At 65.5% G+C, this 11,771-nt stretch carries 10 protein-coding genes; 4 read left to right on the top strand and 6 right to left on the bottom strand.

The window, feature by feature from the left end:
- Window positions 1-44 precede the first annotated feature (44 nt).
- The 4 genes from NCT05_RS06460 to NCT05_RS06445 are packed head-to-tail and all read left to right on the top strand — an operon-like array spanning window position 45 to window position 4,855.
- Entirely contained in the window at window positions 45-1,556 is a 1,512-nt protein-coding gene (locus NCT05_RS06460; RefSeq protein WP_008350355.1) for an efflux transporter outer membrane subunit, read from the top strand.
- A gap of 2 nt (window positions 1,557-1,558) precedes the next feature.
- Window positions 1,559-3,760: an FUSC family protein gene (locus tag NCT05_RS06455; protein ID WP_239294952.1), complete on the top strand. Its 2,202-nt coding sequence runs from the start codon at window positions 1,559-1,561 to the stop codon at window positions 3,758-3,760.
- The gene (locus NCT05_RS06450) at window positions 3,747-3,950 is read left to right on the top strand and encodes a DUF1656 domain-containing protein (RefSeq protein ID WP_008350357.1); all 204 of its coding nucleotides are present in this window, start codon (window positions 3,747-3,749) and stop codon (window positions 3,948-3,950) included. The genes NCT05_RS06455 and NCT05_RS06450 overlap by 14 nt, the downstream gene beginning before the upstream one ends.
- Window positions 3,951-3,991: 41 nt before the next feature.
- Complete coding sequence (locus tag NCT05_RS06445; RefSeq protein ID WP_008350358.1) at window positions 3,992-4,855, top strand: efflux RND transporter periplasmic adaptor subunit; 864 nt, start codon at window positions 3,992-3,994, stop codon at window positions 4,853-4,855.
- A 66-nt stretch (window positions 4,856-4,921) separates the two neighbouring features.
- Here the strand turns inward: NCT05_RS06445 and NCT05_RS06440 are convergent, their stop codons facing one another.
- The 6 genes from NCT05_RS06440 to aruF form a co-directional block, all read right to left on the bottom strand.
- Window positions 4,922-5,725, bottom strand: coding sequence for an ABC transporter substrate-binding protein (locus NCT05_RS06440; RefSeq protein ID WP_008350359.1), 804 nt, complete (start codon window positions 5,723-5,725; stop codon window positions 4,922-4,924).
- 122 nt (window positions 5,726-5,847) lie between these two features.
- Window positions 5,848-6,864, bottom strand: coding sequence for a succinylglutamate desuccinylase (astE, locus tag NCT05_RS06435; protein ID WP_175979944.1), 1,017 nt, complete (start codon window positions 6,862-6,864; stop codon window positions 5,848-5,850).
- Window positions 6,848-8,188, bottom strand: a complete 1,341-nt coding sequence (gene astB, locus NCT05_RS06430) for an N-succinylarginine dihydrolase (RefSeq protein WP_008350361.1) — start codon at window positions 8,186-8,188, stop codon at window positions 6,848-6,850. The genes astE and astB overlap by 17 nt, the downstream gene beginning before the upstream one ends.
- 15 nt (window positions 8,189-8,203) lie before the next feature.
- Window positions 8,204-9,676 (bottom strand): succinylglutamate-semialdehyde dehydrogenase, encoded by a 1,473-nt coding sequence (gene astD, locus NCT05_RS06425; RefSeq protein ID WP_250439564.1) that lies wholly within the window; start codon window positions 9,674-9,676, stop codon window positions 8,204-8,206.
- Between the two features lie 12 nt (window positions 9,677-9,688).
- Complete coding sequence (astA, locus tag NCT05_RS06420; protein ID WP_034472088.1) at window positions 9,689-10,720, bottom strand: arginine N-succinyltransferase; 1,032 nt, start codon at window positions 10,718-10,720, stop codon at window positions 9,689-9,691.
- Window positions 10,717-11,763 carry an arginine/ornithine succinyltransferase subunit alpha gene (aruF, locus tag NCT05_RS06415; RefSeq protein WP_033537219.1) on the bottom strand — a complete coding sequence of 349 codons (1,047 nt, stop codon included), beginning with the start codon at window positions 11,761-11,763 and terminating at the stop codon, window positions 10,717-10,719. The genes astA and aruF overlap by 4 nt, the downstream gene beginning before the upstream one ends.
- Between the last annotated feature and the right edge of the window lie 8 nt (window positions 11,764-11,771).

Here is an 11,771-nt window from a genome sequence, read left to right as displayed (position 1 = left end):
AATATAATCGCTTCTTGGCATCTAATTCATTTTAGGAGTGAATCGTGCGGGGACGACTGTCCAGAAGCGCTGCAGGCGCGGCCGTTCTTGCAGCACTATTAACAATCGGTGGATGCGCAAGCACGGGCAAAATCGCGCCGCAGGATTCCCTCACGGACGCGGCGACGCTCGATGCCGGCAGCGCCATTCGCGCCGCCAACGCAGACGCCCAATGGCCCGCCGAGCAATGGTGGCGCGCCTATCGCGACCCGCAACTCGACGCGTGGATCGCACGCGCGACCGCCGGCAGCCCCACGCTCGCGATGGCCGCGGCGCGCGTGCGCGAAGCGCAGCAACAGGCGGGCGTCGCGCACTCCGAGTTGCTGCCGCACGTCGACGGCTCGATGAGCATCGCTCGCAAGAACTGGCCCAACAACGATTTCTACGGCCCGGGCACGTACGCCGACACGACCACCTGGGACAACACCGCGGGCCTGTCGCTGTCGTACAACCTCGATCTCTGGCATCGCGACGACAACAACGCCGAGCGCGCGCTGGACGTCGCACACGTTCGCGCCGCCGATGCCCGCGCCGCGCAACTCGAACTCGAAACGAACGTCGTGCGCGCGTACATCGGCTTTTCGCAGTCGTTCGCGCTGCTCGATATCGCGGAGCAGACGCTCGCGCAGCAGGAGCGCATCGCGGATCTCGCGCGGCGACGTTTGAAAGGCGGTCTCGGCACGCAGCTCGAAGTCAGCCAGGCCGAAGCGCCCTTGCCCGAGTACGAACGTCAGGTCGATGTCTACAAGGAAGAGATCCAACTGGCGCGCAACCAGTTGGCGGCGCTCGCTGGCGACGGCCCCGGCGCGGGCGAAGCGCTCACGCGTCCCGACCTGTCGCTCGCCACGCCGCTCCCCCTGCCCTCCGCGCTGCCGGCGGAACTCGTCGGACATCGGCCGGATATCGTCGCGGCGCGCTGGATGGTGGCCGCGCAAGCGCGTGGCATCGATGTCGCGAAGGCCGGGTTCTATCCGAACATCAATCTCGCTGCGTCGCTGACGCAGGCGTTCGCGGGCGGCGCGCTGCTCTCGTTCCTGACGCGCGACGCATCCGGCTACAGCTTCGGCCCCGCGATCTCGCTGCCGATCTTCGAAGGCGGACGCCTGCGCGCGCAGCTCGGCGCGGCATCGGCGCAATACGATCAGGCCGTCGATCATTACAACGCGACGCTCGTCGCCGCGCTCAAGGACATCGCCGATCAGGTCGTGCGCGTGCATTCGCTCGATACGCAGCTCGAAGCGTCGGGCCGCTCCGTCGCCGCCGCGCGCAAGAACTACGATCTCGCGAACGAAGGCTACAAGCGCGGCCTCACCGATTATCTGAACGTGCTGATCGCGCAGACGCAATTGCTCAAGGCGCAGGACGGCGAGGCGCGCGTGCGCGCGCAACGCCTCGCGTCCTACGCGACGTTGACGTCGGCGCTCGGCGGCGGCATCGACGATCCGTCGAACGGGCCGCAGCAGACCGCGCTCGCGCCGTCGAAGCATATCGGGCCGTTCAGCAAGGCACGGGATTGAGCATGTCGACGCCCGCTTCTCTCATCGGACGACAGCCGCTCAAGGAGGTCGTGCTCGACTGGGCGCGCACCGACGGCCTCGCGTGGATCTACATCTTCAAGGCGGTGCTCGCTGCGCTGCTGTCGCTGTGGATCGCGATGCGCCTCGACATGGCGCAGCCGCGCACCGCGATGACCACCGTGTTCGTCGTGATGCAGCCGCAAAGCGGCATGGTGCTCGCAAAGAGCTTCTATCGTTTCTGCGGAACGATGGTCGGTCTCGTCGTGATGATGATCTTCATCAGCCTGTTCTCTCAGCAGCCGGTGCTGTTCCTCTCGGCGACGGCGCTGTGGGTCGGCGTCTGCACGGCGGGCGCGGCGCGCAATCGCAACTTCCGCTCGTACGGCTTCGTGCTCGCCGGTTACACGGCCGCGCTGATCGGCATTCCGGCGGCGCAGCATCCGGAGGCCGCGTATCTGTCGGCGCTCACGCGCGTCGGCGAAGTGACGCTCGGCATCGTGTGTTCCGGCGCGGTGAGCGCGCTCGTCTTTCCGCAGCACGCGGGCGAGCAGGTTCGCACGACGGTGCGCCGCCGCTTCGCGCAGTTCGTCGATTACGTGTGCCGCGCGCTGTCGGGCAACATGGAACGCGCGCAGATCGAGCGAACCAATCTCGCGTTCGTGTCGGATATCGTCGGCTTCGAGGCCGCGCGCAGCGTCGCCGTGTTCGAGAATCCCGAATCGCGGATGCGCGGCGGGCGGCTCGCACGTCTCAACAGCGAGTTCATGAGCGCGTCGACGCGCTTTCACGCGCTGCATCAGTTGATGAACCGGCTGCGCGAGAACGCATCGGCGACGACGATCGCCGCGCTGGAGCCATTCTTTCGCGAAGTGCCGCCGCTCTTCTCGGTATCGGGCGAACCGGTGAAAAACGCCGCCGATGCCGCGCACGCCGCCGCGCAACTGCGCGACTACAAGGCCGCATTGCCCCGGCGCGTGCGCGCGACGCGTGCCGCGCTCGAAGCGGATCCGGACTTCGCGCAACTGGAGTTCGATACCGCGACGGAACTGCTGTATCGCTTCGTCGACGACATGCTCGCCTATGCCGAAACGTATGCGTCGCTGAGCTCGCCGTCGCACGAACGCGAGCGCTGGATCGCGCGCTACGTGCCGAAGACGAACCTGCTCGCCGCGGCGATTTCGGGCCTGCGCGGCGCGATCGTGATGTTCGTCCTGTCCGCGTTCTGGATCGCGACGGCGTGGCCGAGCGGCGGCACGATGGTGCTCAACGCGGCGGCCGTGTGCGCGCTCGCGTCGTCGTCGCCGCGTCCGACGCTCATGTCCGCGCAAATGGCGCTCGGCACGATGCTCGCGGCCGTCGCCGGGATGATCGTCGTGTTCGGCGTGTTTCCGCATATCGAGGGCTTCGCGATGATGTGCGCCGCGCTCGCGCCCGCGCTTTTGCTCGGCGCGTATCTGAGCACGCGGCGCGCGCTCGCCGGCGTGGGCATCGGCTATTGCATCTTCTTCTGCTTTCTCGCGGGGCCGGACAATCTCGTGCACTACGATCCGACCGGCTACATGAACGATGCCCTCGCGCTCGTGCTGTCGATGATCGTCGCGGCGGTCGCCTTCGCCGTCCTGCTGCCGACCGATGCGCCGTGGCTGCGGCGTCTCCTGCTCGGCGATCTGCGGCGCGAAGTCGTGAGCGCGCGCCATGGACGTCTCACGCGTCTCACGACGCACTTCGAAAGCCGCACGCGCGATCTGCTCGCGCAAATCAACGCGCTCGCGACCGGACGTCCCGACTTGCAGCGCGATGCGTTGCAATGGCTCTTCGCCGTGCTCGAATTCGGCAACGCGGTGATCGATCTGCGACGCGAGATCGCAGGGCTGTCGAACGCGCCGCAGTACGCGGCGTCGATGCCGTGGCGCCGCTCGATCGACGCGACGCTCGACGCCATCGCGCGCCTTTTCGATCGCCCGAATGCGCAGCGCTTCGACGCCACGCTCGCCGCGACCGAACGCGCGATCGACGATACGCGGGATGTGCTCGCGCGGTTCGATCTGCCGCGCGAGGAAAAGCATCGGCTGCAGCGCATCGCCAGTCATCTTCATTTTGTCCGGACCGCGCTGCTCGATCACGAATCGCCGTTCGCGCCCTTCGTGCACGGTGCGCCGGTTCGGAAACACACGCCAGAAGGAGCGGACCATGTTCCCGCGTAACGTCGCGATCCTCGAAGCCTATGTGCCGACGATCCTGCTGCTCTTCATCGCCGGCGCGATGATCACATGGGTCGTCGACCGCGCGCTCGCGCTGACGGGCCTTTATCGCGTGGTCTGGCATCCGGCGCTGTTTCGCGCGAGTCTGCTCGTCTGCATTTGCGGGACGCTCGGGCTCATCGCGTATCGCTGAATCGACATCACCTTCATACAAGCTGAAAAAGAGTTCGCATCATGATTCTCAGGAAAATCATCGGGCTGGTTTTGACGATCGCCATTTTCGCGGTCGCGCTCGTCATCGGGCGCGTGCTGTGGGTGCATTACATGGACGAGCCGTGGACGCGCGATGGCCGCGTGCGCGCGGATGTCGTCAACGTGGCGCCGGACGTGTCGGGCGCGGTCGTGCAGTTGCCGGTTCGTGACAATCAGTTCGTGAAGAAGGGCGATCTGCTGATGGAGATCGATCCGTCGCATTACCGGATCGCGGTCGAGCAGGCGCAGGCGAACGTCACCGCGCGCGCGGCCGAATTGCGCATGCGCCGTGCGGACGCCGCGCGCCGCGCCGACATGGACAGCCTCGTCGTATCGAAGGAAGCGCGCGAAAACGCGATGCAGACCGCATCGACCGCCGAAGCGCAGTTGCAGCAGGCGCAGGCCGCGCTCGATGCCGCGAAGCTCAACCTCGAACGCACCAAAGTGTTCTCGCCGGTCGACGGCTACGTCACCAACCTGAACGTGTTTCGCGGCGACTACGCGACGGCGGGCGCCGCCAAGCTCGCGATCGTCGACAGTCATTCATTCTGGGTCTATGGATACTTCGAGGAAACGAAGCTGCCGCATGTGCGTATCGGCGACAAGGCATCGATTCGCCTGATGAGCGGCGGCGAGCTGAAGGGGCACGTCGAGAGCATTTCGCGCGGCATCTATGATCGCGACAATCCGCAAAGCCGCGAGCTGCTCGCCGACGTGAACCCGACGTTCAACTGGGTGCGGCTCGCGCAGCGCGTGCCGGTGCGCGTGCATATCGATGAAGTGCCGGATGGGGTGCTGCTGAGTGCGGGGACGACGGCGACGGTGATCGTCACGCCGTCGATGTGACCTAAAAAAAGCCCGCTCCCGGGACCACTCCCGAAGCGGGCTTCTCACATCCGGCAAACCGAAGCCTTACTTCAACACCACCTTCACATCGAAATACTTCTGCGCGAAGCGATCGATCGTCCCGTCGTCCTTCAGCTCCTTCAGCGCGCGATTGAGCGCATCTTTGAGCGCCTTGTCGTTCTTGCGCACGCCGAAGCCGACGCCCGAACCCAGCAGCTTGTCATCCGCCACGGCCGGGCCAGCGAACGCGAAGCCCGCGCCCTGCGGCTGCTTCAGAAAGCCCTTCGACGCCGCTTCGGCATCCTGGAACGCCGCATCGAGACGGCCCGACGCCAGATCGGCATAAATCTGGTCCTGCGCCTGATACGACTCGACATCGATGCCCGCCGTCGCCCACTTCGCCTTCGCGTAGGTTTCCTGGATCGAGCCCTGGAGCACGCCGACGCGTTTGCCCTTCAAACCCTCGACCGTGGGCTGAATCGCGCTGCCCTTCTTCGCGATCAGCTGATTCGGGATCGTGTAGATCGGATCGGTGAAGTCGATGGCGAGCTTGCGCTTGTCGGTGATCGTCATGTCCGAGTTGATGCCGTCGAACTTGCGCGCCTGCAACGCGGGAATGAGACCGTCGAACGAATTCTCGACCCACACGCACTTCATCTTCAGCTTCGCGCACACCGCGTTGCCGATGTCGATATCGAAGCCCTGCAGCTCGCCGCTCGGCGACTTCGATTCGAACGGGGCGTAAGACGCTTCGACGCCGAAGCGCAGTTGCTTCATGTCATCGGCCGCTTGCGCGTTCGACGCGACGACGGCGGCGCCCAGCACCGCCAGCGCGGCGAGCTTGCGACCGATCAGATGCGATTTCTTCAACTTCCATCTCCTTCCATTGCGGTTCGATACAGGTGTGATGATCCGACACCGGGGCGCGATTGTAGCGCGCACCCGCGGTGCGTCGGATAACAGCGGGAAGTGAATCGATGAACCGTTGCCGGTCAATCGAGAGAGGCGAGCGTCGAATCGGTCGTATCGACGACCATCAAGCCGGCGCGCAGGCCCGGCTTGACCTTCGGATTCGGAAACACGATGCGCTCTTCGTCGTGCGACACGCGATAACGATAATCGCCGTCGCGCGCGAGCTCGGTGCCGGCGGCGAACGCGGTGAAGTTGGGCACGTCGCTCGCCACGTTCAGCACGAATTGCTCGCTCTGCTTGTCGATTTGCGCGACGACCGTGAACACGCGCAGCGGCGCGCTTTCCTTCGCCGCCTCGCCCGCAATCAGGCGACGCAACGCCGCATCCGATGCGGCAAAACGCGCGAGATCGTTCTGACCGAACGGGCGCACCTTGCCGAGTTCGAGCGTGCAGGCGAGCGCGCCCGCGTGCTGCGCCGTGAAGTGCGTGAACGTGTTGCCCTTCTCGCGATGCAGGAGCACCGCCTGCAGACGCGCATCGCGCAGCCAGTCGAACATCGCGCGGGCGAGCGGCGCGCCGGTGTGCGGCAGTAACGCGAACTGCTCGAACACCGACGCGCGAATCGCCGTATGCATGTCGATGTGCCATTTCCGATGCGTGACGCCATCGAAGAACTTCAACGCGGCGTCTTCCAGTTCAGCGGCGCGCGGTGCTTCGCGGCTGTCGCGCAAATCCGCATGACGGCCGCTGAACAGGCGATTCAGGTCGTCGTCGAGATAGCGGTCGGCGGCACGCATCGCGTCGATGTTGCCGAGGATCACGAGCATGCGCGCGACGAGCGGCGCGCGGCCGTTCGCGATATCCGCGACAAGCGAGCACAGCATTTCGATCGGCGCGGTTTCGTCGCCGTGAATGCCCGCCGACGCGAGCACGCTATGCGTCGGTTCTGTCGCGGGTTCCAGCAGCAACACGCCCTCGCCCTGCCAGGTCCAGCGCACGCCCGAAGGCGCGACGCCCTGTGCGACGGAAGGGCGCCCGCCGTTGAGCGTGAAGGCGAGGAAGTCTTCGAGCAAGGACGAATCAGCGCTGAAAGTCATAGACGGCACCAAGTCCGAGGATGGTCGTCAGTTCGTCGAGCGCGCCGCGCGATTCGGCGAGCAGTTTCGGATCGGCGAGATCGGCGGGCGCGAGGCGATCGCGGTAATGCCTGTCGATCCACGCGTCGAGTTGCGTGAAAAGCGCGTCGTTCATCCACACGCGCGGGTTCACCGCGGCGCGCTCGGCGTCGTTCAGCACGACGCGCAGACGCAAACAAGCCGGCCCGCCGCCGTTCTTCATGCTTTCGCGCAGATCGAAGACGAGCACTTCGTCGATCGGCGTCTTGCGGCCGCCGAGGGAATCGAGATACGCCGCCACGCGCGCGTTCTCGCGGCATTCCTGCGGCACGACGAGCACTTGCCTGCCGTCCTCGCGCGACAACAACTGGCTATTGAAGAGATACGACGAAACCGCATCCTCGACGCTCACTTCGCTGTCCGGCACTTCGAGCGCGTGAAACGGCGTGCCTTGCGCGCCGAGCTTCTCACGTAGCTCGTCGTAGACCTTGTGCTGATCGACGAACGCGCGCTCATGGCAAAAGAGCGTCGTGCGATTGCCGACCGCGATGACGTCGTTGTGGAACACGCCCGCATCGATCACATCGGGCGATTGCTGCGCGAACACGGTCGCATCGGCGGATAAACCGTGCAGGCGCGCGACCGCGCGGCTCGCTTCGAGCGTCTGACGCGCGGGATAGCGCTGCGGCTGCGAACCCTGGCCGTACTCGCTGCGCCCGTACACGAAGAACTCGACGCCCTTCTCGCCGTACTCGCGCGCAAAACGCGTATGGTTCGCCGCGCCTTCGTCGCCGAGCGCGGGCGTGCCGGGCAGCGCGTGATGAATGCGAAAGCGCGCTTCGTCGGCGAAGATCGCGCCAAGCGAGCGGCGCGTTTCGCCATGCTCGATCGCGCGATGCAGCTTGGCCGCGAGATTCGCCGGCGTGAAGTGGACGCGCCCGTCTTCCGTATCCGCGGACGGACTCACGGTCGCCGCATTCGCGGTCCACATCGCCGATGCGGAGCTCGCCGCCGCCAGCAGTTCCGGCGCTTCACGCGCGGCGCGGGCGATCACGCTGGCGTCGTCGCCGGAAAAGCCGACGGCGCGCAACAGCCTGATCGACGGGCGTTCGAGCGGCGGCAACACGCCCTGCCGAAAGCCGAGATCGGCGAGCCGCTTCATCTTGCGCAAGCCCTGCTTCGCGGCGGCCTTCGGATTGGCCACCGACTTCTCGTTGTTGCGCGACGCGACGTTGCCGAACGAGAGTCCCGCGTAGTTGTGCGTCGGGCCGACGAGCCCGTCGAAGTTCGCTTCGGTTGCAAGCATGTTCATTTCCGCCGCTTAGAACGTAAGTCCCGGCGATACGCTCGCCGGCATTTGCAATTGCGCGCTTTCCACCGACGCCATCGGATACGAGCAATAGTCCGCCGCGTAGTACGCGCTCGGCCGCTGATTGCCCGAACGTCCGATGCCGCCGAACGGCGCCGCCGACGATGCGCCGTTGGTCGGCCGGTTCCAGTTGACGATGCCCGCGCGGATCGTGCGCTGGAAATGCTTCCACGCGGATTCGTCGTCGGCGAGCAGGCCCGCGGACAAGCCGTAAGCGGTGTCGTTCGCGCGCTCGATGGCTTCGTCGAACGTCTTGTAGCGCGTGACCTGCACCATCGGGCCGAAGTGCTCTTCGTCGGGGACGTCGCGCGCGTTCGTCACGTCCAGGATCGCGGGCGAGACAAAGCCGAGATGCGCCGCGCGCTGCTTCATTTCGAGCGCGGGCTTCGCGCCGGCTTCGATCAGACGCGTCTGCGCATCGACGAGACGCGCCGCCGCGCGCGCCGAGATCACGGCGCCCATGTACGGCTGCGGCTCATCGTCGTATTTCCCGACGCGAATGTTCGCGCTCACTTCGATGAAGCGCTGCATGAAGCGCTCGCCGACGGCATCGTCGGGGACGAAGAGACGGCGTGCGCAGGTGCAGCGCTGGCCCGCCGACAGAAACGCCGATTGAATCGCGTGATGCACGGCGGCATCGACATCCTCGACGTTCGCGACGACGAGCGGATTGTTGCCGCCCATCTCCAGTGCGAGCACGATTTCGGGACGTCCGCCGAACTGCTTGTGCAAGAGCGTGCCGGTATCCGAGCTGCCGGTGAAGAAAAGCCCGTCGATCTGCCGATGATTCGCAAGCGCGACGCCCGTGTCCTTTTCGCCTTGCACGAGATTGAGCACGCCTTCGGGCAAGCCAGCCTGAATCCACAGCGCGACGGTTGCGGCCGCGACGCCGGGCGCGAGTTCGGACGGCTTGAACACGACCGTATTGCCCGCGATGAGCGCCGGCACGATATGTCCGTTCGGCAGATGCCCCGGAAAGTTGTACGGCCCGAACACGGCGACGACGCCATGCGGACGATGCCGCAGCACCGCGACGCCATCGGCCATCGGCGCGCGCTTTTCGCCGGTGCGCTCGTGATACGCCTGCACGGAGATATCGACCTTCGCGGCCATCGACGCCACTTCCGTGCGCGCTTCCCACAGCGGCTTGCCGGTTTCGCGGCCGATCGCGTTTGCGAGCGCTTCCTTGTTCTCGTTGAGCAAGGCGGCGAAGCGTTTGGCGACCGCGACGCGCTCGTCGAACGACAGCGCCGACCACGACGCGAACGCGCGCCGCGCCGACGACACCGCGCGATCCACGTCTTGCGCGGATGCGCTCTTGCCCTGCCACACGGTTTGATCGGTGCCGGGATTGCGCGATGCAAACGCCGCGCCCTTGCCGTCCTGCCACTCACCGCCGATATACAACTGGTTCGAAATATCCATGTCGTGTCTCATTTACTTGGCGCGCGGATGAGAAGTCAGCACGCGCACCTGATCGCCTTCCTTCACGCGCAACGCCGCGGCTTCTTCCGCCGTCAGCAGGAACGCGCCGTCCTCGATCGCGCCCGTCGTCGCGCCGCAGCGGAAATCTTCGAGCAAGGTGTTCGATACGAGGCTTTTGGCATCGCTGCCCGTGTCGCTTCGATCGCCGATACGCACGCGCGCGATCACGCTCTCGCGCACCGTGCGCAAGTCCGCGATGTGGCATTCGAGCACCGGACCGGCATCGAAGATATCGACGTGATTCTCGTAACGCAGCCCTTCCGCCTCGAGCATCTTGCGTGCGGGCGCGGTGTCCCTGTGCGTGACGCCGACCGCCTGTTGCGCGGTCTCCGGCAGCAAGTCCAGATACACCGGATAGCGCGGCATCAGTTCGGCGACGAACGACTTCTTGCCGTGCGAGCTCAGGTAATCCGCTTCGTTGAAATCGATCTGATAGAAATGCGAGCCGACCGCGTTCCAGAACGGCGACTCGCCGTTTTCGTCGAAGTGGCCGCGCAATTCCGCGCACAAACGCTGCGGAAAGCGATCCGCGAACTGCGCGATGAACATGAAGCGCGAGCGCGACAACAGGCCGCCCACGCCCGCCGTGCGATAGCGCGGGCTGAGAAAGAGCGAACAGACTTCCGCATAACCCGTCAGATCGTGCGAGATATTGAGCAGCGACATGCGTGTCCACACGCGCATGTCCTGGCTCGCGTGCACGACCGTCGATACGCGATAGTTGTAGAACGGCTGCTCCAGCCCGACTTCCGTTTCGATGCCGCACACGCCCGCGACATCGCCGGTCGCGGTGTCTTCCATCACGAAGAAATAGCCTGCTTCGAAGGCTTGCGCTTCACCGGTCAGCGTGCGGCGCGCGCGTTCGACGCGTGCCGCGAGCGCGCCGCGATCCGGCTTGAACGTGGTGAGGCCCGGGCCCGTTTCCTGGGCGAGCGCGACGAGCGCGTCGACATCGCCCGGCTGCGTGCATCGCACGACGATCATTGCAATTCTCCCGATGCCTGATGCAACGGCACGCAACGCACCGTGTCCTTGTCTTCGACGCCGAGCGCATCGCGCGCCTGTGCGGTCAATTCGGCGCCGTCCGCGCGCGTGCCCGCGAGTCCCGCGACGATGCAACGGAACGCATGCGCGCCGCCCGCCGCGACGAGATACGGCGCGCCGCTTTCGACGGCGGCATCGCGCACGGCGCGCAATTCGCCCGAACTCGCCGACGCGCTTTTGTCGACGGCGATCGTCAGCACCGGACCGGCATCGAAAATATCGACGTAACGATCCGGCTCGAAGCCTTCCTCGAGATGAATGTCGTAGGCGAGCAGCGTGCTTTCGTTCGGCTCGCCGAGCACGCGCTGCGCATCGCCGGGCAGCAGCGGCACATAGAGCGGATAGCTCGGCATCACTTCCGCGATGAACGTGCGGCTGCGTCCGCCCGATTCCGATTCGACCTGTTCGAAGTCGCGGCCGAAGAACTTGCGTCCGACCGCGTCCCAGAACGGCGACGCGCCTGATTCGTCGGTGACGCCCAGCATCAGCGAGAAGACTTCGCTGGAGAAGCGCTTGCGATTCGCCGCGATGTAAATCATGCGTGCGCGCGACAAGAGATGCGCGGCCGCTTCGTTCGCTTCGTCGCGCAACGACGGATCGATATAAAAGCCCGTCAGACGGCTCTTGCCCGTCAGTTCGTGCGACATCGTGAGCGCGTGGATTTTTCGGTTTACCTTGAGTTCGCGCGAGGCGTGAATCAGCGCATCGTTGCGAAACGCGTAGAACGGCTCGGAATACCCCGCCGACGCGACGATGCTCGACGTGCCGAGCAACTTGCCTGTCTGCGAGTCTTCGAGCACGAAGAGATAGAACTCCTCGCCGGGAAATTCCACTTCGGCGCGAAACGAGTCTTCCGAGAGCGCGACGCGCGTTTCGAGCGCGCGCCGGTCGCGCGGCAACGAGTGCAGCACGGGCAGCGCGGCGCGCGCCATGCGTTCGAGCTCGTCGAGATCGGAGAGTCTTGCGGGGCGGACGAAGAGCATCATCGGAT

This window comes from Caballeronia sp. AZ7_KS35 (assembly GCF_023631045.1).
GTDB lineage: Bacteria > Pseudomonadota > Gammaproteobacteria > Burkholderiales > Burkholderiaceae > Caballeronia > Caballeronia zhejiangensis.
The sequence above is the reverse complement of the archived record's forward strand: the minus strand, read 5'-3'. Positions and strand labels throughout refer to the sequence as shown.

Coding starts and splice junctions, on each gene's coding strand:
- NCT05_RS06455 (WP_239294952.1), top strand. CDS start 1,559: ATGTCGACGCCCGCTTCTCTCATCGGACGACAGCCGCTCAAGGAGGTC.
- NCT05_RS06450 (WP_008350357.1), top strand. CDS start 3,747: ATGTTCCCGCGTAACGTCGCGATCCTCGAAGCCTATGTGCCGACGATC.
- NCT05_RS06445 (WP_008350358.1), top strand. CDS start 3,992: ATGATTCTCAGGAAAATCATCGGGCTGGTTTTGACGATCGCCATTTTC.
- astE (WP_175979944.1), bottom strand. CDS start 6,864: ATGACTTTCAGCGCTGATTCGTCCTTGCTCGAAGACTTCCTCGCCTTC.
- astB (WP_008350361.1), bottom strand. CDS start 8,188: ATGCTTGCAACCGAAGCGAACTTCGACGGGCTCGTCGGCCCGACGCAC.
- astD (WP_250439564.1), bottom strand. CDS start 9,676: ATGGATATTTCGAACCAGTTGTATATCGGCGGTGAGTGGCAGGACGGC.
- astA (WP_034472088.1), bottom strand. CDS start 10,720: ATGATCGTCGTGCGATGCACGCAGCCGGGCGATGTCGACGCGCTCGTC.
- aruF (WP_033537219.1), bottom strand. CDS start 11,763: ATGCTCTTCGTCCGCCCCGCAAGACTCTCCGATCTCGACGAGCTCGAA.